Annotated in this window: 20 protein-coding genes; 4 read left to right on the plus strand and 16 right to left on the minus strand. The window is 64.3% G+C overall.

Going from position 1 to position 22,062, the window contains the following annotated elements:
• Positions 1 to 19 precede the first annotated feature (19 nt).
• Genes rfbD through rfbB form a run of 4 tightly spaced genes read right to left on the minus strand, consistent with a single transcriptional unit; the run spans position 20 to position 3,379 of the window.
• Positions 20 to 877 carry a dTDP-4-dehydrorhamnose reductase gene (gene rfbD / locus BMZ70_RS15060; RefSeq protein ID WP_092275760.1) on the minus strand — a complete coding sequence of 286 codons (858 nt, stop codon included), beginning with the start codon at positions 875 to 877 and terminating at the stop codon, positions 20 to 22.
• The gene (gene rfbC / locus BMZ70_RS15065) at positions 874 to 1,422 is read right to left on the minus strand and encodes a dTDP-4-dehydrorhamnose 3,5-epimerase (RefSeq protein ID WP_092275763.1); all 549 of its coding nucleotides are present in this window, start codon (positions 1,420 to 1,422) and stop codon (positions 874 to 876) included. Before rfbC ends, rfbD begins: the two co-directional genes overlap by 4 nt.
• Entirely contained in the window at positions 1,419 to 2,312 is an 894-nt protein-coding gene (rfbA, locus tag BMZ70_RS15070; protein ID WP_092275766.1) for a glucose-1-phosphate thymidylyltransferase RfbA, read from the minus strand. The genes rfbC and rfbA overlap by 4 nt, the downstream gene beginning before the upstream one ends.
• Positions 2,312 to 3,379 carry a dTDP-glucose 4,6-dehydratase gene (gene rfbB / locus BMZ70_RS15075; protein WP_092275769.1) on the minus strand — a complete coding sequence of 356 codons (1,068 nt, stop codon included), beginning with the start codon at positions 3,377 to 3,379 and terminating at the stop codon, positions 2,312 to 2,314. Before rfbB ends, rfbA begins: the two co-directional genes overlap by 1 nt.
• A gap of 120 nt (positions 3,380 to 3,499) precedes the next feature.
• On the opposite strand from rfbB, the gene BMZ70_RS15080 reads away from it, so the two are divergent.
• On the plus strand, positions 3,500 to 4,357 hold the full coding sequence (locus BMZ70_RS15080; RefSeq protein ID WP_092275772.1) for a symmetrical bis(5'-nucleosyl)-tetraphosphatase: 858 nt from the start codon (positions 3,500 to 3,502) through the stop codon (positions 4,355 to 4,357).
• Here the strand turns inward: BMZ70_RS15080 and BMZ70_RS15085 are convergent.
• The 6 genes from BMZ70_RS15085 to BMZ70_RS15110 are packed head-to-tail and all read right to left on the minus strand — an operon-like array spanning position 4,354 to position 8,945.
• Positions 4,354 to 5,094 (minus strand): lysophospholipid acyltransferase family protein, encoded by a 741-nt coding sequence (locus BMZ70_RS15085; protein ID WP_092275775.1) that lies wholly within the window; start codon positions 5,092 to 5,094, stop codon positions 4,354 to 4,356. The two genes, BMZ70_RS15080 and BMZ70_RS15085, sit on opposite strands and share 4 nt — an antisense overlap.
• 9 nt (positions 5,095 to 5,103) lie before the next feature.
• Positions 5,104 to 6,408 carry a dihydroorotase gene (locus tag BMZ70_RS15090; protein ID WP_092275778.1) on the minus strand — a complete coding sequence of 435 codons (1,305 nt, stop codon included), beginning with the start codon at positions 6,406 to 6,408 and terminating at the stop codon, positions 5,104 to 5,106.
• The gene (locus tag BMZ70_RS15095) at positions 6,405 to 7,370 is read right to left on the minus strand and encodes an aspartate carbamoyltransferase catalytic subunit (RefSeq protein WP_092275781.1); all 966 of its coding nucleotides are present in this window, start codon (positions 7,368 to 7,370) and stop codon (positions 6,405 to 6,407) included. Before BMZ70_RS15095 ends, BMZ70_RS15090 begins: the two co-directional genes overlap by 4 nt.
• Positions 7,371 to 7,386: 16 nt before the next feature.
• Positions 7,387 to 7,899 carry a bifunctional pyr operon transcriptional regulator/uracil phosphoribosyltransferase PyrR gene (gene pyrR, locus BMZ70_RS15100; RefSeq protein WP_092275784.1) on the minus strand — a complete coding sequence of 171 codons (513 nt, stop codon included), beginning with the start codon at positions 7,897 to 7,899 and terminating at the stop codon, positions 7,387 to 7,389.
• A 2-nt stretch (positions 7,900 to 7,901) separates the two neighbouring features.
• Positions 7,902 to 8,291: a Holliday junction resolvase RuvX gene (gene ruvX, locus BMZ70_RS15105; protein WP_175500777.1), complete on the minus strand. Its 390-nt coding sequence runs from the start codon at positions 8,289 to 8,291 to the stop codon at positions 7,902 to 7,904.
• Positions 8,292 to 8,945 (minus strand): YqgE/AlgH family protein, encoded by a 654-nt coding sequence (locus BMZ70_RS15110; RefSeq protein ID WP_092275787.1) that lies wholly within the window; start codon positions 8,943 to 8,945, stop codon positions 8,292 to 8,294.
• Between the two features lie 152 nt (positions 8,946 to 9,097).
• Between BMZ70_RS15110 and BMZ70_RS15115 the strand changes: the two genes are divergently transcribed.
• Positions 9,098 to 10,534, plus strand: coding sequence for a cryptochrome/photolyase family protein (locus tag BMZ70_RS15115; protein ID WP_092275790.1), 1,437 nt, complete (start codon positions 9,098 to 9,100; stop codon positions 10,532 to 10,534).
• On the opposite strand, the gene BMZ70_RS15120 is transcribed toward BMZ70_RS15115, so the two are convergent.
• The 6 genes from BMZ70_RS15120 to BMZ70_RS15145 are packed head-to-tail and all read right to left on the minus strand — an operon-like array spanning position 10,518 to position 19,780.
• Complete coding sequence (locus BMZ70_RS15120) at positions 10,518 to 15,944, minus strand: hybrid sensor histidine kinase/response regulator (protein ID WP_092275793.1); 5,427 nt, start codon at positions 15,942 to 15,944, stop codon at positions 10,518 to 10,520. The genes BMZ70_RS15115 and BMZ70_RS15120 overlap by 17 nt on opposite strands.
• Before the next feature lie 14 nt (positions 15,945 to 15,958).
• On the minus strand, positions 15,959 to 18,277 hold the full coding sequence (locus tag BMZ70_RS15125) for a methyl-accepting chemotaxis protein (protein ID WP_092275796.1): 2,319 nt from the start codon (positions 18,275 to 18,277) through the stop codon (positions 15,959 to 15,961).
• Between the two features lie 35 nt (positions 18,278 to 18,312).
• Complete coding sequence (locus BMZ70_RS15130) at positions 18,313 to 18,819, minus strand: chemotaxis protein CheW (RefSeq protein ID WP_092275799.1); 507 nt, start codon at positions 18,817 to 18,819, stop codon at positions 18,313 to 18,315.
• Positions 18,820 to 18,821: 2 nt separating this feature from the next.
• A complete protein-coding gene (locus tag BMZ70_RS15135; protein WP_092275802.1) occupies positions 18,822 to 19,187 on the minus strand; it encodes a response regulator transcription factor in 366 nt (121 codons plus the stop codon).
• Between the two features lie 18 nt (positions 19,188 to 19,205).
• On the minus strand, positions 19,206 to 19,601 hold the full coding sequence (locus BMZ70_RS15140) for a response regulator (protein ID WP_092275805.1): 396 nt from the start codon (positions 19,599 to 19,601) through the stop codon (positions 19,206 to 19,208).
• Between the two features lie 26 nt (positions 19,602 to 19,627).
• Positions 19,628 to 19,780, minus strand: a complete 153-nt coding sequence (locus BMZ70_RS15145; protein ID WP_092275808.1) for a rubredoxin — start codon at positions 19,778 to 19,780, stop codon at positions 19,628 to 19,630.
• Positions 19,781 to 19,875: 95 nt separating this feature from the next.
• Here BMZ70_RS15145 and BMZ70_RS15150 point away from each other — a divergent pair, with 95 nt between their 5' ends.
• A complete protein-coding gene (locus BMZ70_RS15150) occupies positions 19,876 to 20,766 on the plus strand; it encodes a bifunctional hydroxymethylpyrimidine kinase/phosphomethylpyrimidine kinase (RefSeq protein ID WP_092275811.1) in 891 nt (296 codons plus the stop codon).
• On the plus strand, positions 20,763 to 22,049 hold the full coding sequence (hemL, locus tag BMZ70_RS15155) for a glutamate-1-semialdehyde 2,1-aminomutase (RefSeq protein ID WP_092275814.1): 1,287 nt from the start codon (positions 20,763 to 20,765) through the stop codon (positions 22,047 to 22,049). Before BMZ70_RS15150 ends, hemL begins: the two co-directional genes overlap by 4 nt.
• The last annotated feature ends 13 nt before the right edge of the window (positions 22,050 to 22,062 follow it).

Consider the following 22,062-nt stretch of genomic DNA (forward strand, 5'->3'; position numbering starts at 1 on the left):
GCTTACCAATCGATACAACTCAGCGCATACAGAGATGCAATGCTTCTTTCCAGTCTGGCAAGCGACAGAAACGCGCCATCAGGCGTTCCGACGACATCACGGAGTATTGCGGACGCCGCGCCGGCGTCGGATAGTCCGCCGTGGTAATCGGCAGCACTTTGCACGACAAGCCCGCCTCCGCGATGATGGCCTCGGTGAATTCGTGCCAGGTAGTCTGGCCCTGCGCGCTCAGGTGGTAGACGCCGCTGTTCTGCATCCACCACTCGCGTCCACCCGCGTGGGCCTGCGACAGCACCTGCGCCGTGGTGTCGGCGATGGTGCGGCTCCAGGTCGGCGCGCCGTGCTGGTCGGCCACCACGCGCAGCTCGTCGCGCTCCTTGGCCAGGCGCAGCATGGTCAGCAGGAAGTTCTTGCCGCGCATGCCGTAGACCCAGCTGGTGCGGAAGATCAGGTGCGGAATGCCGGCCGCCGCGATGGCCTGCTCGCCGGCCAGCTTGCTGGCGCCGTAGACGTTGAGCGGGCCGAGCGGATCGTCCTCCACGCGCGGCGTGGCGTGCGCCCCGTCGAATACATAATCGGTGGAGTAATGCACCAGCGCCGCGCCCAAGGCCTTGGCCTCCTCGGCCATGACGCCCGGCGCTTCGGCGTTGATGCGGAACGCCAGTCCGGGCTCGCTCTCGGCCTTGTCGACCGCCGTGTAGGCGGCCGGATTGACGATCAGCTTGGGCTGGACGCGGCGGATCACCTCGCGCACCTGGTCGAGGTTGGACAAGTCCATTTCGCTGCGGTCCACCGCCACGACCTCGCCCACGCCCTGCAGGCTGCGCGCCAGTTCGTAGCCGACCTGGCCAGTGCTGCCGGTCAGCAGCACTTTCATGCAAACACCTCGGCGTCGGCCAACAGCAGCGCGGCCTGGTCCTTGCCCGACAACAGCGGCGCCGCGTCCAGCGCCGGCCATTGGATGCCGATGGCCGGATCGTTCCACAGGATGGCGCGCTCGTGCTCGGGCGCCCAGTAGTCGGTGGTCTTGTACAGGAATTCGGCGCTGTCGGACAAGGTCACGAAGCCGTGCGCGAAGCCGGCCGGAATCCACAACTGGCGCTTGTTCTCGGCCGACAGCTCGCAGCCATACCACTGGCCAAAAGTCGGCGAGCTTTTGCGGATATCGACCGCCACATCGAACACGCTGCCGGCGGTCGCGCGCACCAGCTTGCCCTGCGCTTGCTGGATCTGGTAGTGCAGGCCGCGCAGCACGCCTTTCGACGAGCGCGAGTGGTTATCCTGTACGAACTCGGCGCTGACGCCGGTCAGTTCGGCAAAGCGCTTGGCGTTGTAGCTCTCAAAGAAAAAACCGCGGTCGTCGCCGAACACGCGCGGCTCCAGCACCAGCAAGCCTTCCAGCGGCGTTTTAATCACGTTCATCGTGGCACAACCTTATCTTCCAAAATTTGCAGCAGGTACTGGCCGTACTGGTTTTTCTTCAGCGGCTCGGCCAGCTTGCGCAGTTGCTCGGCGTTGATGTAGCCCTTGCGGTAAGCGATCTCTTCCGGGCAGGCGACCTTCAGGCCCTGGCGTTTTTCAATGGTGGCGATGAACTGGCCCGCCTCCAGCAGCGATTCGTGGGTGCCGGTGTCGAGCCAGGCCATGCCGCGCCCCATCACTTCGACGTTGAGCTGGCCCTTGTCCAGATACACCTTGTTGACGTCGGTGATTTCCAGCTCGCCGCGCGCGGACGGCTTGATGCTGGCGGCGATGTCGCACACCTGGTTGTCGTAGAAATACAGGCCGGTGACGGCGTAGTTCGATTTCGGCTGCTGCGGCTTTTCCTCGATCGACACGGCGGTACGGTTGGCGTCGAACTCAACCACGCCGTAACGCTCGGGATCCTGCACGTGGTAGGCGAACACGGTGGCGCCGTCGGTCTGCTCGGTGGCGTGGCGCAGCAGCGCGTCGAGGTCGTTGCCGTAGTAGATGTTATCGCCCAGGATCAGCGCCGACGGCGAATCGCCAACGAATTCCTTGCCGATGATGAACGCTTGCGCCAGGCCGTCCGGCGAAGGCTGCACCGCGTAGCTGATGTTGATGCCCCACTGGCTGCCGTCGCCCAGCAGATCCTTGAAGCGCGGCGTGTCTTGCGGCGTCGAGATCAGCAGGATGTCGGTCATGCCGGCCAGCATCAGCACGGTCAGCGGATGGTAGATCATCGGCTTGTCGTAGATCGGCAGCAGTTGCTTGGAGACGCTCATCGTCACCGGATACAAACGGGTGCCGGAGCCGCCCGCCAGGATAATGCCTTTGCGCTTGTCGCTCATTACTGCCCCTCGCGATTGAAGTAATTGGTTTCGACCCACTTGGCGTAGCTGCCCGACTGCACGTCGGTGACCCAGGCCTGGTGATCCAGATACCACTGCACGGTCTTGGCGATGCCGGTCTGGAAGGTCTCGGCCGGTTTCCAGCCCAGTTCGCGTTCCAGCTTGCGCGCGTCGATGGCGTAGCGGCGGTCGTGGCCCGGACGGTCTTTGACGAAGGTGATCTGGTCGCGGTAGCTGCCGGCCGCTTTCGGCTTCAACTTGTCGAGCATGTCGCACAGGGTATGCACCACGTCCAGGTTGGCCATCTCGTTCCAGCCACCGACGTTGTAGGTCTCGCCCAGGCGGCCCGCTTCCAGCACGCGGCGGATGGCGGCGCAGTGATCGCTGACGTACAGCCAGTCGCGCACTTGCTGGCCGTCGCCGTAGATCGGCAGCGGCTTGCCCGCTTGCGCATTGGCGATGATCAGCGGGATCAGCTTTTCAGGGAAATGATACGGGCCGTAGTTGTTGGAGCAGTTGGTGGTCAGCACCGGCAGGCCGTAGGTATGGAAGTACGAGCGCACCAGGTGGTCCGAGGCCGCTTTCGATGCCGAATACGGGCTGTTCGGCGCGAACGCGGTGGTTTCGCTGAATGGCGCATCGTCCGGCCCCAGGGTGCCGTACACCTCGTCGGTGGACACGTGCAGGAAGCGGAACGCGGCCTTCTCGTCCTCAGGCAGGCCGGACCAGTAGGCGCGCGCGGCTTCCAGCAGGCTGAAGGTGCCGTTGATGTTGGTGTTGATGAATTCGCCGGGGCCGAGGATGGAGCGGTCGACGTGGCTTTCGGCCGCAAAGTGCACCACGGCGCGCGGCTTGTGCTGCTGGAACAGCGCCAGCACCTGGGCCTGGTCGCAGATGTCGCCGCGCACAAAGGTGTGGCGCGCATCGTTCTTGAGCGAGGCCAGGTTGTTCAGATTACCGGCATAGGTCAGCTTGTCGTAGTTGATGACAGGCTCATCCGACTGCGCCAGCCAGTCGAGGACAAAATTTGAGCCGATAAAACCAGCACCACCTGTTACAAAAATCATTTAGTATCCCGCAGCAAGAGTCAAATTAGTCGTATGCATGATTTTATGTGATGTGCCCCGTAACGGGGCAAAAATTCAGGGTAATTCAGCCCCTAAAGCAACGAACAAGTGAGTATCCATATGAAAACCTATGTAATCGGGGATTTACAGGGCTGCCATGAGCAGGCCGTGGCCCTCCTCGACCGCATACGCGCGCACGCGGCCGCCGACGGCGTGGCCGAGCCCGCCATCCTGCTCGCAGGCGACCTGATCAACCGTGGCCCCGATTCGCTGGCCACGCTGCGCCATGTGCGCCAGTTGGCCATCGCCAGCGGCGGGCTGGTCGATAGCGTGCTGGGCAACCATGATTTGCATCTGCTGGCGGTGGCCTATGGCATCCGGCCCGAGCACAAGTCCGATACGCTGGCCGAGATCCTGCATGCGCCGGACCGTGACGAGCTGATCGACTGGGTGCGGCAGCGGCCGCTGGCGATACGGGTGAAAGATCACGTACTGGTGCATGCGGGCCTGCTGCCGCAATGGAGCGGCGAGCAAGCGATGGCGCTGGCTGGCGAGGTGCAGGCCATGCTGCGCGGCGACGGCATCGCCGAGTTCTTGGCGGAGATGTATGGCAACCAGCCGGACCGCTGGTCGGATGACTTGCAAGGTGCGGACCGGCTGCGCTGCATCATCAATGCGATGACGCGGCTGCGGTTCTGCAATGCCGATGGCGTGATGGATTTCAAAATGAAGGAAAGCGGCACGGCAGATCCATCGACTGGCTTGATGCCGTGGTTCGAGGTGCCCGGCCGGCGCAGCGCGAAGCAGACGGTGGTGTTCGGCCACTGGTCGGCTTTAGGTTTGAAGCTTGAGCCGAACCTGATCGGCCTGGACAGCGGCTGCGTATGGGGCGGGCAGCTGTCCGCCGTGTGCCTGGAAGACCGCAGCCTGCTGCAAGTGCAGTGCCCGGAATTCCAGACGCCGGGCAAGAAAGCTTAAACCGTTACACCCAGCGCGGCGGCGACGGCTTTGTGAGACGCTTCCGCCAGCTCGCGACGGTGTGCGCCGATGGTGTCGATCGCCGGCAGGATCGCCAGTTTGGCTTTCACCGGCGGGCCGTTCAGGATCAGCATGATGCTCTCCGCGAAGCTGGTCTCACCGATGAAATCCACCGATGGATGTGAGCCGCCGTTCACGTCTTCATAGGTCAAGGCGAACGGCTGCACCGGCACCTTGGCGTCAATCGCCGCCTCAAACAGATTCGCATGGAACGGCAGCAAGCTGCCCTGCGCGGCCGTGGTGCCCTCCGGGAAGAAAGCCACACGCTCGCCCTGCTCCAGGCTGTGCACCAGCCCTTTGAAGATATGCCTTAAATCGCGCCGGTTGCCGCGTGCGATGAATACCGTACCGGCCTTCTCCGCCAGCCATCCCGCCAGCGGCCACGAACGAATCTCGGCCTTGGCCACGAAATGACTAGGATGCAGGCTATGCACTACGAAGATGTCCAGCCACGAAACGTGATTGGCCACCACCACGCAATGCTCCAGCGCCGGCACGCTGCCCGGCGCCTGCTCCACCGTCACGTTGCACATCGCCAGCAGTTTGGTGGACCAGCGGCGGATATGGCCGTTACGCTTTTCCTGACCGATCCACGGGAACACCGTGGCGCAGATCGCCATGCCCTTGAACACATGCAGCATCACCCGCACCAGGCGGAATATCGTCGACAGTTTCATGCAGGCGGATCAGCGTTGGTAGGCGACGTGGCCAGCCACGATGGTGGTTTGCACTTGCCCGGCCAGGTTGTAGCCGAGGAATGGCGTGTGCTTGCCCTGGCTGGCCAGCGCCGATCGCTCCACCGTCCAGTGCGCACCTGCGTCGAACAGCACCACGTCTGCCGTGGCGCCGACCGACAGCGTGCCGGCGTCCAGACCGGCCACACGCGCCGCTTCCGAGGTGATGCGGGACAGCGCGCGCGACAGCGGACGCTGCGAGCCAGTCTCCTGCGTTGCAGCGTAATCGTCGGCCCACTTCAGGGTCAGCGACAGCAGCAGTTCCAGGCCGGTCGCGCCCGGCGAAGCTTCGCCGAACGGCAGCAGTTTTTCATCATCGTCGACCGGCGTGTGATCCGAGCACAGCGCGTCGACCGTGCCGTCCAGCAGGCCAAGGCGGATCGCGTCGCGGTCGCGCTGGCTGCGGAATGGCGGGTCCATGCGCGCATTCGAATCGAAGAAGCCGATGTCGGCGTCGGTCATGTGCACGTGGTGCACGCCAACGTCGCACGTCAGCGGCAAACCTTCCGCCTTGGCCTTGCGGATCAGGTCCAGGCTGGCGGCGGCCGAAATGCGGCACAGGTGCACGCGCGCGCCGGTCGAACGCATCAGTTCAAAGATGGTGTGCAGGGCGATGGTTTCCGACATCACCGGCACGCCCGACAGGCCGAGGCGCGAGGCCAGCGGACCCGAGGCCGCCACGCCGCCACGGCCGATGTGCGCGTCCTGCGGACGCAGCCACACGGTGTAGCCGAAGGTCTTGGCGTACTGCATGGCGCGCAGCAGCACGTTGGTGTCTTCAATAGGCTGCTCGGCGTGCGAGAAGCCGATGCAGCCCGAGGCGGTCAGCGCCGACATTTCGGTCAGTGCCTGGCCTTTCAGGCCGACGGTCAGCGCGCCCAGCGGGTGCACGTGCGCCTGATTGAGTTTTTGTGCGCGGTGTTTCAGCATTTCCACCAGACCCGGCTCGTCCAGCACCGGATCGGTGTCCGGCGGGCACACCAGCGAGGTGACGCCGCCTTGCATGGCGGCCTGCATTTCCGATTCCAGCGTGGCCTTGTATTCAAAGCCCGGCTCGCGCAGGCGCGCCGACAGGTCGACAAAGCCCGGCGCCACGATCAGGCCGATGGCGTCGATGGTTTCGTCGGCGGTAAAACCGGCCGGCGCTGCGCCCACCGCCAGCACTTTACCGTCGGCGATGTAAAGGTCATTGAGGCCGTCGATGCCGTTGGCTGGATCGATGACGTGGCCGTTTTTAATGTGAATGTTCTTCTTCATGCTTGCGTTCCTGCCACGATACTCATCACCGCCATGCGGACTGCGATACCAAACGTCACCTGCGGCAGGATCACTGCCTGCGCGCCATCCGCCACGGCGGAGTCGATCTCGACGCCACGGTTCATCGGGCCCGGGTGCATCACGATGGCGTCCGGCTTGGCCAGCGCCAGGCGTTCCGGCGTCAGGCCGTAGCTCTTGAAGTATTCGCCGGCCGACGGCAGCAGCGCGCCGCTCATGCGCTCGTTCTGCAAGCGCAGCATGATGATCACGTCGACGTCCTTCAGGCCTTCATCCATATTGGTGAAGGTGCGCACGCCCATTTGCTCCAGGCCGCCCGGCAGCAGAGTGTGTGGGCCAATGGCGCGCACTTCCGGCACGCCCAGCGAGGTTAGCGCGTGGATGTCGGAACGGGCCACGCGGCTGTGCAGGATGTCGCCGACAATCGCCACGCGCAGGTTGGTGAAGTCCTTCTTGTAGTGGCGGATGGTGTACATATCCAGCAGGCCCTGGGTCGGGTGCGCATGGCGGCCATCGCCCGCGTTCACCACGTGCACGTGGTTCTGGCCGGTTTCCATCAGGTGCTTGGCGATCAGGTACGGTGCGCCCGATTGGGCGTGACGCACCACGAACATGTCCGCGTGCATGGCGGCCAGGTTGTCGATGGTGTCCAGCAGCGATTCGCCTTTGCTGGTGGAGGATGCCTGGATGTTCAGGTTGATCACGTCGGCCGACAGGCGCTTGGCGGCGATTTCAAACGTGGTGCGGGTGCGGGTCGAGTTCTCAAAGAACAGGTTGAACACCGATTTGCCGCGCATCAGCGGCACTTTCTTCACATCGCGGTCGGAGATGCCGACAAACGACGAGGCGGTGTCCAGGATGTGATTGAGGATGCCCTTCGGCAGGCCCTCGATCGACAGCAAGTGCTGAAGTTCGCCGTGTTTATTCAGTTGCGGATTAAGCATAGTTTTGGTCGAAGCGTTATTCGATAGTTAGCGTAAATTTTCCATCATCGGCGCGCTTTTGCAGCACCAGCGCCTGCCCCTTCGGCACGGCCACGTGGCCGGCGACGAAGTCCGCTGCCACCGGCAGCTGGCGTTCGCCGCGATCCACCAGCGCGGCCAGCATGATGCGCGCCGGACGGCCGTAGTCGAACAACTCGTTGATGGCGGCGCGCGTGGTGCGGCCGGTGTACAGCACGTCGTCCACCAGCAGGATGTTGGCGGCCGCCACATCGAAGGTGATGTTGGTCGGCTTCACTTCCGCCGGCAGGCCCTTCTTGGCGTAGTCGTCGCGGTAGAAGGACACGTCCAGCACGCCGCAGCGGGCCGACAGGCCGAGGTCGGCCGCAAGGCGCTCGGCGATCCAGGCGCCGCCGGAGTGGATGCCGACAATCGCGACATCGGGCACGCCGGCCAGGCCGGCTTTCACATCGGCCAACAGCGTTGCATACAGCGCTTCGGCATCGAGTTGGTTGGGATTGAGAGTAGACATGATCAAAGGGAGTCGAAGTATTGTTGCAGAATGATGGCGGCGGCACGGTCATCAATGACCTCGCCGCGCTTGGCCGAAATCACGGCCGAGGAATAGCGTTCGTCGACCAATTCCACCGGCAGGTTGAAGCGGCCATTCAATTGATTAGCAAAACGGCGCGCCCGCGCCGTCATTTCGTGTTCATTACCGTCCGGGTGCATCGGCAGGCCGACCACCAGCCTGGCCGGGGTCCACTCGTCGAGCAGCTTCTGGATATCGGCAAAACGGGTGGCGTTGTCCTCGGACTTGATGACCTTGAGCGGTTCCGCCTGCAACAACATGGTGTTACCGATCGCCACGCCAATTCGTTTAATGCCGAAATCGAAAGCAAGAATGGTGTCGATACTGCTCATTTAAGCGTGGCCCGCCTCGGAAGTGAGCATCAGCGGGTCGATGCCCAGCAGGCGCATGGCGGCGGTGTAGCGTTCTTCGATCGGCAGGTTGAACAGGATGTGCGGATCGGCGCCCACAGTCAGCCAGCCGTTGCGGCTGATCTCTTCTTCCAGCTGGCCCGGGCTCCAGCCCGAGTAGCCGATCGACACCAGCATCTGCGGCGGGCCTTCGCCGGCCGCCACGGCCTCCAGTACGTCGATGGAGGTGGTAAACGCCACGTCCTTGGTCACCGTCAGCGAGGACGAATAGCGGTGGCCGGGCGTGTGCAGCACGAAACCGCGATCATCCTGCACCGGGCCGCCGAACATGATCGGTTCGTCGTCATGGCCTTCGAGGCCGTGGTCGACCTTGAGGTCGATGCGCTCGAACAGGGTGTGCATGGTCATGTCGGTCGGCTTGTTGATCACCACCCCGAGCACGCCGTTTTCATTGTGTTCACAAACATACACCACCGTGCCGCCGAAGACCGGATCTTGCATGGATGGCATTGCAATAAGGAAATGATTCGCCAGGTTCAGCGTGCCGGTGGCGGCGCCGGTTGGCTCCAAAGGGTCGCCGGCGTCCTGCATCAGGCCGGGAACAGGTAGAGTTTTGCTTATTTTGCTCTTCTTCATACAAGTTGCTCTCTCTGCTGGGTGCGTGTTCTCTCTGTGCTGCTGACAATTACTGTAGTATCGCGCGGCTAGCAACTCTGTTTAGCCCATAGTTTACACTGAATTGAGGGGACAGCCACGATTGCATCCCCCACAAGCTTGATACAAACCGAATGAAACTAACTTCTTCCCTCGTTTGGCTGCGCCGCGACCTGCGCGTTTTCGACCATGCGGCCCTGCACCAGGCCTTGCTTGCAAGCGAAAAGGTATATTGTGTTTTTATCTACGACACCACCATCCTCGACGCCTTGCCGCGCCGTGATCGCCGGGTCGACTTCATCCACGCCAGCATCGCCGAGGTAGCGGCGGAACTGGCGCAACTGGGCGGCCATCTGATCGTGCGGCATGGCGACCCGGCCCACGAGATTCCGGCGCTGGCGGCGGAACTGGGCGTGCAGGCGGTATTCTGCAATCACGATTATGAACCGCAAGCGATGGAACGTGACGCCACGGTGGCCAGCACGCTGCAGGCGGCCGGGCGCAAGTTCCACAGCTACAAGGACCAGGTGATTTTCGAGCGCAGCGAAGTGCTGTCGCAGACCGGCGGCGTGTTCTCGGTGTTCACGCCGTACAAGAACGCCTGGCTGAAAAAGCTGGCGGCCGACCTGTCGGTGCTGGCGCCGTACAACATTGAGCCGCATGCGGCGCGCCTGGCGCCGCCGCCGGCCTCTTTGCCGCCGCTGCCGACGCTGGCCGATCTCGGCTTTGAGCCGAGCAACCTCGCCGAGTTGAAGATCCCGACCGGTATGTCCGGCGCGGCCCGACTGTTCGACGATTTCCTGTCGCGCATCGCCAACTACAACGTGGCGCGCGACTTCCCGGCCGTGAAAGGCCCGTCCTACCTGTCGATCCACTTCCGCTTTGGCACGCTGTCGGTGCGCCACATGGTGCGCACGGTGCTGGATTTGCAGGAGCGCGGCGCTGGCGGCGAAGGCGCGGCGGTATGGCTGTCGGAACTGATCTGGCGCGAGTTCTACGCCATGATTTTGTATCACCACCCGCACGTGGTGGGCGCTTCGTTCAAACCGGCCTACGATGCGATTGAATGGGAGACCGGGCCGGAAGCCGACGAGATGTTCACCGCGTGGTGCGAGGGCCGCACCGGCTACCCGCTGGTGGATGCGGCCATGCTGCAGCTGAACCAGACCGGCTATATGCACAACCGCCTGCGCATGGTGACGGCGTGCTTCCTGATCAAGGACCTCGGCATCGACTGGCGGCGCGGCGAGGCGTATTTCGCGCTGCATTTAAACGACTTCGATCTCGCCTCCAACAACGGCGGCTGGCAATGGGCTTCGTCGTCCGGCTGCGATGCGCAGCCCTACTTCCGCATCTTCAATCCGATTACGCAATCGGAGAAGTTCGATGGCGACGGCAAATTCATCCGCCGCTACCTGCCGCAGCTGGCGCAGCTGAGCGCGAAGGAAATCCATGCGCCGTGGCTGGCGCCGCGCATGCTGGCGCCGGACTATTGGCCACCGATCGTGATGCACGACGAAGCGCGCAAGCGTACGCTCGAGCGCTACGAGGTGGTCAAGAAGCAGGCTTGATCAAGCCTGCAATCGCCTCCAGCAGCACGTCTTCCTGGAACGGCTTGCCGAAGTAGGCGTTTACGCCCAGTTCCAGCGCCACGTTGCGGTGTTTATCCGCGCTGCGCGAGGTGATCATGATGATCGGGATCTCGCGGGTGCGCTCGTCACCGCGCACATTACGGGTGAGGTCGAAGCCATCCATGCGCGGCATCTCGATATCGACCAGCATTAACTCCGGCCGCGTTTCCTGCAACTGTTCCAGCGCATCCACGCCGTCCTTGGCCAGCAGCACGCGATAGCCCTCACGCTCCAGCAGGCGCTGGGTCACGCGGCGCACGGTCAACGAATCGTCCACCACCATGATGGTGCGGCCTTGCTGCGCTGGAGCAGCCGGGCTGTCGGCCGCCGCCTGCGCGTACAGCTGCTTCACTTCCGGGTGATGCGCCAGATGCTGCGCCAGCGCCACCGGGTTCAGGATCAGCACAATGTCGCCGGTGCCCAGCACCGTGGCGCCGGCGATGCCCACCATGCGCGACAACTGCGGGCCGATGTTCTTGATCACCACCTCGCGGTTGCCCAGCACTTCATCGACCTGCAAGGCCAGCTTGTCGTTGCCGTTCTTGAGCATCATCACCGGCGATGATCGCTGCACCGGCGGCTGCACGGGATCGCCCAGCAAGGTTGGCAGATACTGCATGCCGTTGTGGCGTGCTTCGGCCAGCGCGTGCTCTTTCATTTGCAGCACTTGCTCAACCAGGATAGCCGGCAGCGCGTAGGTCCTGCCGCCGGCGGCCAGCACCACCACCTGCGTGACGGCCAGCGTCAGCGGCAGGCGGATGGTGAAGCGCGAACCCTTGCCCGGCTCCGAGTACAGGTCGATGCGGCCGCCCAGCGACTGCGCTTCCGACTGCACCACGTCCATACCGACGCCGCGTCCCGACAGTTCGGTCAGCGCTTCGGCGGTGGAGAAGCCGGGTTCGAAAATCAGGTCGGCGATCTGGGCGTCGGTGACTTGTTCGTGTTCGTCCAGCAGGCCGACGCTGATGGCCTTGGCCTTGATGCGCGCCAGATCGAGGCCGCCGCCGTCATCGCTGAAAGCGATTACCACTTCATTGCCCTCTTGCGCCACTTGCACCAGCAGTTCGCCGGTTTCGCTCTTACCGGCAGCGGCGCGGACTTCGCGCGCTTCCACGCCGTGGGCGATGGCGTTGCGCAGCAGGTGTTCGAATGGCGCGGCCATACGCTCAAGGACGCTGCGGTCCAGTTCCACGTTGCTGCCGCGAATATCAAGGTTGACGCGCTTGTCGACGTCCTTGGCGCTTTGGCGGGCGACGCGGAACAGGCGCTCGGAGATGCTGGCGAATGGCACCATGCGCACCCGCATCAGGTCGCGTTGCAGGTCGCGCGTGAGGCGGGCTTGCTGCGTCAGGTCGCTGTGGGCGGTGTCGACGGAGCGGGTCAGGCTTTCGTGGAAGCTGGCGACGTCGTTGACGCTTTCGGCCATCATGCGGGTGAGTTCTTGCAGGCGCGTGAAGCGGTCGAATTCGAGCGGGTCGAATTCGCGTTCGCTGGAGACGGCCATGCGCGAGGCGATTTGCGATTCGGCTTGCATCTCGACTTCGCGCAACTGGCGGCGCAGGCGGGCCAGGTTGTCGGAGAAGTCGGCCAGCGAGTTGCGCAGGGTGTCGACTTCGTTCTCAAGGCGCGAGCGCGAGATCGAGACTTCGCCGGCCTGGGTGACCAGGCGGTCGAGGATGTCGGCGCGCACGCGAACCAGCGGCGCTTTGACGCCGGGCTGCGCATCGTCGCCAGTGGGCAGAGCAGCCGATGGCGTGGCTGCGGGGATTGCGTCCGTTGCTGCCTCCGCGTCAGCCTCCGCGTCAGCGTCAGCGATGGCGTCCGCATGCAGCGATTCCGGGTGCTGCAGCTGTTCAAACAGCAGCAGCGCGTGGTCGTAGTGGGCCAGCAATTCATCGAAAGCATGCGACGTGGCGGAGCCGGCGTGCACCATGTTTTCGATGTGGGTCTCGATTTCGTGGCAGTGCTGGCCGAGACGCATCGCGCCGGCCATGCGTGCGCTGCCCTTCACGGTGTGCAGGAGGCGCAGCAGGCTTTGAGCATGCGTGGTGTCGGTTGGTGTGTGCTGCCAGGCGCGCAACGCCTCGCCCACTTGCGGCAGCAGGTCCGCGCCTTCTTCCAGGAAGACCGGCAGCAGATCGGCATCCAGTTCGTCGTTGAAGATGGCGGGAGCGGCCGCCAGGATTTCCGGCTCGGCCGTCGCCAACGCGATCACTTCGGCCTCAGGTTCGTCAACCGGCTCAGGCTCCACCGGCGCGGCGTCGGGAGCCGGCGCGGGGGCGAGCGGCTCGGCGATTTCCAGCGGCGGGTCGGCGAAAGCGTCGTCGAAGGCGGCGTTGAACAGGTCGTCGATACCGTCGTCGACATGTACTTCCGGCTTCTTCTTCGACGGTGGCGCGGTCGGCGCTTCGGACTCCGGCACGGTACCGCTGATGGCGTTGAAGGTTTCGCGGAACAACTGATCCAGCGGCGACTCCTGCGCCGCCACCGGCGCATGCAACTCGTCCATCGTCTCGGCCACCAGGCTATCCAGGCGCGACTCGATGTCGTTGCTGGCAGCAGGTGGAGTCGTCATCAGCTCATCGCGCAAGCCGTTCAGCGCGGCGATCAGTTCCGGCTGCGCCGGCGACAGTTCGCCGGCCGCGAACCCTTGCAGCATCTGACGTATGCGCTGCATGGTGAAATCCAGCAGGTCGTGCTGCGCCTGATCCAGATGCGGCGCGGGCGGCAGCAGCAGTTCCAGCGTGCCTTCCAGCGCCAGCGCCAGTTCGCGCAACGCCTTGAAGCCGACCGTGCCCGAGGTGCCGGCCAGCGTGTGCGATGCGGCCAGCGCTTCCGGATTCACCGGACGGCGCGGCTCGTGACGCCATTCGCTGAAGTCAATTTCCAGCTTGCGCACAAGATCGTCGGATTCGTGCAGGTAGATGTTGTACAGCGGCAGAGGGATTTCCATGCCGCCGATGAGCTTCACGTTGTCGTCGCGCGGGACGGTCGGCGTGATGGTCGGGAATTCGATGACGTTGCCGTGCGAGACCAGCGGCGGCAAGGCTGGTGCGGCCGCTGGTGGCGCGATGGCTTCTTCGGCAGGGGTCTGCGCATCGTCGGCCGGCAGCGCAGCGGTGGATGGAGCGAGGTCTGGTTCGCCGCCATCCATCACACGCGCGGCGGCGGCGGTCAGGGCGTCTGCATTGCGGGCCGAGACGCCGCTGGCGACCAGCTCCGCCACCCAAGCACTCATTTCCTGCTCAGCGCCGTTCAGCAGTTCAAACAACGCATCCGTAGCCGCGCGCTGCTCCGCCAGCCACACATTCATCACCTTCTCGATCGCATAAGCCGCATCGGCAAACTGGTTCAAGCCCACCATGCGACCGCTGCCCTTCAGCGTATGGAAGGACCGGCGCAGCATGGTCAGATTCTCTTCGGTGCGCGCCAGCGGTAAGGTCTGGCCGACAAACATCAGCACTTCCTGCGCCTCGGAGATGAAGATCTCCAACAGCTCCTCCTCCACCGCCGCATCGCTGGATGCAGGCGGCGGCGCCTCGACCGGCATGGCCACCGGCGCAGGCGCAGGCACCTGCTCTTCCAGCACCGGTATCGACTCCGACGCGGGGATCTTCTTGAACGGCACCGAACGGAACGTCCCATGCTCCGCGTCGAACGCGAAGCGCTCGCGCGCGCCAGCCGCATTCTGCGCCAGCATGTCGACAAAGAATCCCAGCGCGCCCACATTCTGCGCAATATCGTCCAGCGCCTTCGGCTCATGCGACGGATCGCCATCGCCATGCGCCAAAGCCTGCACCGACGACTTCACATGACGCGCGGCTTGCATCGCATCGTTCTGGTCCAGCACCGCCAGTGCGCCCTGCAACTGGTACAGTACCGGATCCAGTTCCAGCAAGGCCGGGCGCTTGGACGGATCGGCGTAGTAATCATCCAGAACCTTCTCCACTTGCCGCAGGCCGGTCTTCATTTCCATCGCCAGCGCGACCACCGTATCGTCCTGCTGCATCTGGCGCGCCAGGCCTTTTTGCCATTGCGCCGGCTCCGGCGGCGTTTCGCCGGACACCAGCGCCAGCAAGCGCGCGCCGATGGTGTCGGCATGCGCGGCGAAATCGTCGGGCAGATGGCGGATGTGCTGCAGGCCATGTTCCGCGAACAGCAAGGCAGTGGCCATTTCCAGCGCCAGCTCTTCGCTGCGCCCTGCCGATACGGCCTTGCGCGCGACGTCGGCCAACTGGCGCAGCAGCGCGCCCAGTGCGGACAGATTCAATTTGTCGCACTCGCCCGCCGCTGCCTGCAGTGCGGCGTCGAAAGCGGCGTCAAGATCGGGATCGATTTCGGCGTTGGCCAGCCGGTCCCATTGTGCCTTGGCCTGCACGATGCCGGCCTTGGCGCGGTCCAGCGCTTCGGTGTCGACCTGGCCGTAGCGGCGGATTTCGCAATCGGCTGGCGCCAGGCCTTCAAGTGCGTAGGCCGCGCGCACTTGCTGCACCGTTGGCGATGCGGATTGTGCGCCGGCGGTGGCGACGAAGAACAAGGCATCACGCAGCATGGCTTCCGGCTGTGCGGCCTGGCCCTGACTCAGGCGGCGGATTTGCAGGTTGATGAGGCCAAACAGCTGCTTCACATACAGCCCGCCGGGCAGTTCGCCGCCGGCCACCAGTTCGGCGAAGGCCTGCATGGCGAGCCAGAAGGCGCGCGCTTGCCCATCCTGCTGCGCGTCCGCCACCAGCTTGATGGCGTCCAGCAGCGCGCCCGCATCGCCAGCGCCCTTCAGGTACGGCAGCAGCGCACGTTCGAAGCGCTGGCGGAAGGCGGCGTAGTCCGGCGCGGGGTCGGCGGCAACTTCGGCGACGGCTTCAGCCAGCGGCAGGCTGACGGGCTGCGACAAATCGGGATAGAACAAATCGGCCGGATGGATGCGCTCCACGCCCATCATCTCCTGCATGGCGCGGTAGTACGGGAACAGCCTTGCTGGCTGCGATGGCGCGCCTTCCAGCAATTCCTCCAGATACTCGACCAGCGCCTGATACAGCTGCGCCACCGTCTGCGCATGGTCGGTGCTGCACTTCAGCGTGCCCGCTTTGAAGCGGTCCAGCACCGCCTCGGCGACCTCGGTCATCAGGCTGACGCCATCCACATCCACCATCTGCAACGCACCGTGCGCCTGATGCAAATGCGACTTCGCATGCTGCAGCTGCGTGGCCTGATCTTCCGGCGCCCGTCCGCCCGCCTCGAACAGCGCGGTGCGCGAACGTGCCAGCGACTCGCGGATTTCCACCATCACCCACGACAAGGGGCCGGTGTCCAATTGCGGTTGCTGTGGAGTCGAAAAATCGTTTGTGGTCATGCTTGTCCCGGCCTTTAAGTGATGCGGAATCGCGCCACGGAGTTCTTCAACTCCTGCGCCAGCACCGATAACTTGTGAATCGATTGTGCGGTTTGCTGGGTGCCGTCCTGCGCCTGCTCGGTCACCGCGAGAATATGCTGGATGTTGTGCGCCACGCCGGACGCCGACGTGGCCTGCTGCCCGGTCGCCTGCGCGATCCCGGAAATCAGCTCGGCCAGGCGGTTGGACACCTGCGAAATATCATGCAGCGCCGCGCCGGCCGCATCGGACAGGCGCGCGCCTTCGACCACGCCCTGCGTCGACTTTTCCATCGCCGCCACCGCGTCGTGGGTGTCGGTCTGAATCGTGCGCACCAGCGCGCCGATCTGCTTGGCCGCTTCAGCCGACCGTTCCGCCAGCCGCTGCACCTCCTCCGCCACCACCGAGAAGCCGCGCCCCGCCTCGCCGGCCGATGCGGCCTGGATGGCGGCGTTCAGCGCCAGCACGTTGGTCTGCTCGGTAATGTCGGAAATCAGCTCGGTGATCTCGCCGATCTCCTGCGACGACTCGCCCAGCCGCTTGATGCGCTTGGAGGTGTCCTGAATCTGCTCGCGAATCTCGTGCATGCCCTTGATGGCATTCTCCACCGCCGTCGAGCCCTGGCGCGCCGCCGCCACCGACTGGCGCGCCACGTCGGCCGACTCGCTGGCCGAACGCGACACGTCGGTAATCTCGTTGGCCATCTTCACCACGGTCGACGACGCATCCTGGATCTCGCGCGACTGCTGCTGCGAGGCCGCCAGCAAATCGCTGGAAATGCTTTGTGCGTGGGTGGACGCCTTGGTCACCTGCTCGGCCGTCGCCGTCACCCGGCCCACCAGTCCGCGCAGCTCTTCCACCGTGTAGTTGACCGAGTCCGCGATGGCGCCGGTGATGTCCTCGGACACCGTGGCCTGCACCGTCAAGTCGCCGTCCGCCACTTCCTGCAATTCGTTCATCAGGCGCAGGATCGCCGCCTGATTCTGGTCGTTCATCGCCTTGGCTTCTTCTTCCTTCTGCTGCGCCTGTTGGCGCATGGCGTCCGCTTCCTGGCGGCGGCGTTCGGCGCCGCGCGTGCGATTGTGCGAATCCATCAGCAGCACACGGCCAATCGCGGCCGCCGACAACAGCGTCAGCATGCCGCCCGCGACCATCAGCCAGAAGGTGATATCGAGCGAGTCCTGATGCTCGCGGTAAGCCTGCTGCAGCACGCCCAGACGCTGGCGCAGCGCTTCGTTGTCGTTGAAGATCAGTTGTTCGGCCGCCTTGGCCGCAGTGAACTTGTCGAGCTTTTCCAGCATCGCCGTCACCAGCTTCTGGTATGCCTCGAACGCGCTTTGCAGCTCGGTGAACTTGGCGCGCAAGTCCGGCTCGCGCACGGCGGCCAGCCCTTGCTGCGGGCTGCCGTTGAGGAAGCCGTCGATGGTGTTGCGGAACACCGTGGTGTCGCGCCCGAGCTGGAACGCGGTTTCGGAGCTGATGCCGCCGGCGGTGAGGAATTCGCCGGCGCTGCGGCCCATGCGCTGGGTCAGCATGGTCAGCTTGCCCAGCGCCGCGATCTCGCGCGCCGAGGCGCCGCGCTGCACCTTCAGGTTGATGATGTCCTCGGTGCGCACCAGCAGGTCGGGCGACATTTCGTTCAGCTTTTGCAGCGTCTTGTCCATGCCGCTCAGGTCTGCCTTGAGCGTGAGGATGGTGCCGGCCGCGAGATCGGTCGCGGTCCATTGCTTGCGCGCGGACGCCACCACCTGCGCAATATCCGCCGACGGCTCGCCGATCGAGCGGCCCTGGTACTGGCCGCCGCGCGTCATCAGATTGATGTCCTTATTGAGTTCCTTGCGGCTTTCCTCCAGCTGGCGGAAGCCTTCGGCGCTGCCTTGCACCGCGTTGGGCGCAGCCTTGCCGATGCGCTGCGAGTGCATCAGCGCATCGCTGGCAACCTGCGTCTGCGCCGAACGGTTGGCGCTCTGGATGGTGTTGAGCGCGACGAACACCGCGCTCATGCCGAGGGAAACCGCCAGCGCGGTGGACAGCACGCTCAGTTGGCGCTGCGCCGGCAGGTGGCCGATCAAGGGCAGTTTGAAACCGGGGCCGGTATCGGCCGAAGCGGCGGCATGGCGGCGGCGGCCCAGCGCGTCGCGCAGGCGCAGCGGAGCGTCGCTGTCATCGGCGGCAGAAGACGATACTGGCGCAGGCGCGGGTGCGGGCGTACCGCCGACGGCGGTATGGAGAAACTGCGAATCGCCAAATTCTGAATTGGCTGCTGCATCTGGTGCGGCACTCCGGCTGCCGCGCGAGAAAATCTTAAACGCCATACACCCTCTCCGGATTAATGTTTGCTAAGTGCCTGCTATACCAGTCCTACCTGTACAAAACGCGGTTCCAGCACCAGTTGCGCCAGATCGATGCGCAGCCATTGTTGTCCTTCGCCGTCGCGGAATTCATCGCCCTCCACGGCTTCCATCTCGGCCAGCTTGCGCAGGCCCAGCACGCGTTCGACCAGCAGCGCGCAATTGAATCCCAGTCCCGGCGCGAACGTGATCAGGCGACGCTCGGCCGGCGCGGCATCGCCAGGGTTACGCTGCAAGTAGCGCGCCAGGTCGATCACGCCGGTCAGGTGGCCGCGGATATTGGCCAGCCCCAGATACCAGTCCTGCGTCAGCGGCACCGGCGTAGCCGTTTGCAGCGGCACGATCTCGCTGATCTGGGTCAGGTCCAGCAGGCACAAACGCCCGCCAATCATCACGCCCAGTTCACGCCCGCCTTCGGCGGCGCCGGTCTTGGCGGCCTGCATGCGCTCCAAAAGCTGCACCTGGTACTGGCGCAGGCGGCTGCGGCGTTCCGGGGTGGCGCTCATGGTCAGCCGAGCGCCGCGATCTTGGCCAGCAGTTCGGCCGGGTCGACCGGCTTGACCAGGTAATCTTTCGCGCCCTGGCGCAGCGCCCAGATGCGGTCCGTTTCCTGGCTCTTGCTGGAGCAGATGATGATCGGTACGTCCTTCAGTTCGGGGTCACGGGCGATCGAGCGCGTGACCTGAAAACCGTTCGCGCCCGGCATCACCACGTCCATCAGGATCAGTTCCGGCTTTTCGGCCTTGAGCTTTTCCAGCGCTTCCTCGCCGCTGACCGCGACCGACACAGTGTAGCCGCTGCGCGTCAGGATGTCGCTCAGGTAGTAGCGCTCCGTGGCCGAATCATCGACGATGAGAATTCTTTGTATGGCCATATATCCCCCTGCGGCTCTCTATTCTGGTGTAGCGACAGCGCCGCCGGTGTGCTCGCGCACCGCCGCCAGCAGGCTGTCCTTGGTAAATGGTTTGGTCAGGTAGGCGACGGCGCCCACCATGCTGCCGCGCGCGCGGTCGAACAGGCCGTCCTTGGAGGACAGCATCAACACCGGCGTGGCATGGAATTTTGCGCTTTTTTTAATCAGCGCGCAGGTTTGGTAGCCATCGAGGCGCGGCATCAGGATGTCGCAGAAGATCAGCGCCGGATGGTGGTCGTTGATCTTGGCCAGGGCGTCGAAGCCGTCTTCGGCCAGCACCACCTGGTAGCCGGCCTGGGTCAAAAAGATCTCGGCCGAGCGACGAATGGTGCTGCTGTCGTCGATCACCATGATTTTCAAAGCAGTTGTCGTCATAGTCGCAGGCCGGATCGGCGCCTTTATCAGATGGCTACCATCTCGAAATCGTCCTTGCGGGCGCCGCATTCAGGGCAGCTCCAGTTCATCGGGACGTCCGCCCAGCGCGTGCCCGGAGCGATGCCTTCGTCCGGCAGGCCGGCCTCTTCATCGTAAATCCAGCCGCAGATCAGGCACATCCAGGTCTGGAACTCCTGCGTTGTTTCGTTGCTACTCACGTTTTGCCACCCTCAATCTAGTAAAATGCCGAATTAGGTATCTTAATCTACCCGCCGTGCAAAACCAAACTTCTCCTCTTATATTGAGCTTCGGCGCTGCCGATCCGGCTGGCGCCACCGGCGTCCAGGCCGACCTGGCGGCTTTTTCGGCCCTGTCCTGTACCGGCCTGGCCGTCACCACCGCGTTGTTGATCGGCGACAGTGCCCGCGTCGAGGACATGCAGGATATCGACCCGGACTGGGTGGCCGACCAGGCCCGCCTGGTGCTGGAAGATATGACAATGGCCGCGTTCAAGGTCGGCGCCGTCACCAATCTTGAGCAGGTGGCGGCCATCGCCGAAATCCTGTCCGACTATCCCGATGCCCCGCTGATCCTCGATCCTTTCAGTTCGCGCCTGCCGGCCCTGCCCGACGACGACGCCGAGGACCTGATGACCGCCATCCGCCAGCTGCTGGTGCCGCAGGCCACGCTGCTGATGCTGTCGCAGGTGGAACTGGGCCGCATGGCTGAGACCTGGCGCGAAAGCGACAGCGACGGCAGCGAGCCTGCGTCCGATGAGCAGAGCGAGCAAAGTGATCAAGATGCGCAAGATGAACAAGATCTGCTGCAATCGGACGTCGAACACCTGCTGGCACTGGGCTGCGAATTCGTGCTGGTGACCGGCACCTCGTCCGGCAGCCAGGGCGACGGCACGCTGGCCAACACCCTGTTCGGCGCCGATGGCGTCATCAGCCACGACGCCTGGCAGCACCTTCCGGGGCCGTTCATCGGCGCCGGCGGCACGCTGTCGGCGGCGCTGACCGCCTTCATGGCACGCGGCGCCGAGGCACCGGAAGCCGTGGCGGCGGCGCAGGAGTACACTGTCGGCGCGCTGGCGCATGCGCAGCGCTACGGCATGGGCAAGTTCGTGCCGAACCGATTTTTCCATTTTGAGATGCCATCATGACCACGATTTCCAAAAACGATCAGTTGTTTGAACGCGCCCAGAAAACCACGCCGGGCGGCGTCAACTCGCCGGTGCGCGCCTTCCGTTCGGTGGGCGGCACGCCGCGCTTCATCACCCGCGCCGACGGCCCGTACTTCTGGGACGCGGACGGCAAGCGTTATATCGATTACATCGGTTCGTGGGGCCCGGCGATTGTCGGCCACGCCCATCCGGAAGTGGTGAAGGCGGTGCAGGAAGCGGCCACGCGCGGCCTGTCGTTCGGCGCGCCGACCGAAGGCGAGATCGAGATGGCGGAAGAACTGGTGCGGCTGGTGCCGTCGCTGGAACAGGTGCGTCTGGTGTCGTCCGGTACCGAGGCCACCATGAGCGCCCTGCGCCTGGCGCGAGGCGCCACGGGCCGCGACAAGATCGTCAAGTTCGAAGGCTGCTACCACGGCCACGCCGATTCGCTGCTGGTGAAAGCGGGCAGCGGCCTGCTCACGTTCGGCAATCCGACGTCGGCCGGCGTGCCGGAGGACTTCGTCAAGCACACGCTGGTGCTGGACTATAACAACGTGGCGCAGATCGAAGAAGCGTTCGCCAACTTCGGCAGCGAAATCGCCTGCGTGATCGTGGAGCCGGTAGCCGGCAATATGAACCTGATCAAGGGCACGCGCGAATTCCTGCAAGCGCTGCGCGACCTGTGCACCCAGCATGGCGCGCTGCTGATCTTCGATGAAGTGATGTGCGGCTTCCGCGTGGCGCTGGGCGGCGCGCAGGAACTGTACGGCATCAAGCCGGACCTGACGGCGCTGGGCAAAGTGATCGGCGGCGGTTTGCCGGTGGCGGCCTTCGGCGGCAGCACTGCGCTGATGAGCAAGATGTCGCCGGTGGGGGCGGTGTACCAGGCCGGCACGCTGTCGGGCAATCCGGTGGCGGTGGCGGCGGGCATGACCACGCTGAAGCTGATCCAGCAGCCGGGCTTCTACGACCAGCTGGCCGCATCGGCGGCCCGCCTCGCTGCGGGCCTCACCGCAGCGGCGAAAGATGCCGGCATTCCGTTCTGCGCCGATTCGGTGGGCGGCATGTTCGGCCTGTACTTCAGCGAGACGCCGCCGAACAACTACGCCGAAATGATGGCCGGGAACCGCGAGCGCTTCAACGTGTTCTTCCACCACATGCTGGACGAAGGCGTGTACTTCGCGCCGGCGGCGTTCGAGGCGGGCTTCGTCTCGGCGCAGCACACGGACGCGGTGATCGACGAAACCATCGCCGCCGCGCGCCGCGTGTTCGCCAAACTCTGATCCGTCATTCCGC

The sequence above is a fragment of the Duganella sp. CF402 genome, assembly GCF_900109645.1.
GTDB lineage: Bacteria > Pseudomonadota > Gammaproteobacteria > Burkholderiales > Burkholderiaceae_D > Rugamonas.

What these genes read in the sequence shown, in the direction of transcription:
- BMZ70_RS15090 (WP_092275778.1), bottom strand. Translation starts at nt 6,408, where the DNA reads ATGAAGAAGAACATTCACATTAAAAACGGCCACGTCATCGATCCAGCC.
- rfbD (WP_092275760.1), bottom strand. Translation starts at nt 877, where the DNA reads ATGAAAGTGCTGCTGACCGGCAGCACTGGCCAGGTCGGCTACGAACTG.
- BMZ70_RS15145 (WP_092275808.1), bottom strand. Translation starts at nt 19,780, where the DNA reads ATGTGCCTGATCTGCGGCTGGATTTACGATGAAGAGGCCGGCCTGCCG.
- rfbA (WP_092275766.1), bottom strand. Translation starts at nt 2,312, where the DNA reads ATGAGCGACAAGCGCAAAGGCATTATCCTGGCGGGCGGCTCCGGCACC.
- BMZ70_RS15135 (WP_092275802.1), bottom strand. Translation starts at nt 19,187, where the DNA reads ATGGCCATACAAAGAATTCTCATCGTCGATGATTCGGCCACGGAGCGC.
- ruvX (WP_175500777.1), bottom strand. Translation starts at nt 8,291, where the DNA reads ATGAGCAGTATCGACACCATTCTTGCTTTCGATTTCGGCATTAAACGA.
- BMZ70_RS15110 (WP_092275787.1), bottom strand. Translation starts at nt 8,945, where the DNA reads ATGAAGAAGAGCAAAATAAGCAAAACTCTACCTGTTCCCGGCCTGATG.
- BMZ70_RS15125 (WP_092275796.1), bottom strand. Translation starts at nt 18,277, where the DNA reads ATGGCGTTTAAGATTTTCTCGCGCGGCAGCCGGAGTGCCGCACCAGAT.
- BMZ70_RS15095 (WP_092275781.1), bottom strand. Translation starts at nt 7,370, where the DNA reads ATGCTTAATCCGCAACTGAATAAACACGGCGAACTTCAGCACTTGCTG.
- BMZ70_RS15080 (WP_092275772.1), top strand. Translation starts at nt 3,500, where the DNA reads ATGAAAACCTATGTAATCGGGGATTTACAGGGCTGCCATGAGCAGGCC.
- hemL (WP_092275814.1), top strand. Translation starts at nt 20,763, where the DNA reads ATGACCACGATTTCCAAAAACGATCAGTTGTTTGAACGCGCCCAGAAA.
- rfbB (WP_092275769.1), bottom strand. Translation starts at nt 3,379, where the DNA reads ATGATTTTTGTAACAGGTGGTGCTGGTTTTATCGGCTCAAATTTTGTC.
- BMZ70_RS15140 (WP_092275805.1), bottom strand. Translation starts at nt 19,601, where the DNA reads ATGACGACAACTGCTTTGAAAATCATGGTGATCGACGACAGCAGCACC.
- rfbC (WP_092275763.1), bottom strand. Translation starts at nt 1,422, where the DNA reads ATGAACGTGATTAAAACGCCGCTGGAAGGCTTGCTGGTGCTGGAGCCG.
- BMZ70_RS15120 (WP_092275793.1), bottom strand. Translation starts at nt 15,944, where the DNA reads ATGACCACAAACGATTTTTCGACTCCACAGCAACCGCAATTGGACACC.
- BMZ70_RS15130 (WP_092275799.1), bottom strand. Translation starts at nt 18,819, where the DNA reads ATGAGCGCCACCCCGGAACGCCGCAGCCGCCTGCGCCAGTACCAGGTG.
- BMZ70_RS15085 (WP_092275775.1), bottom strand. Translation starts at nt 5,094, where the DNA reads ATGAAACTGTCGACGATATTCCGCCTGGTGCGGGTGATGCTGCATGTG.
- pyrR (WP_092275784.1), bottom strand. Translation starts at nt 7,899, where the DNA reads ATGTCTACTCTCAATCCCAACCAACTCGATGCCGAAGCGCTGTATGCA.
- BMZ70_RS15115 (WP_092275790.1), top strand. Translation starts at nt 9,098, where the DNA reads ATGAAACTAACTTCTTCCCTCGTTTGGCTGCGCCGCGACCTGCGCGTT.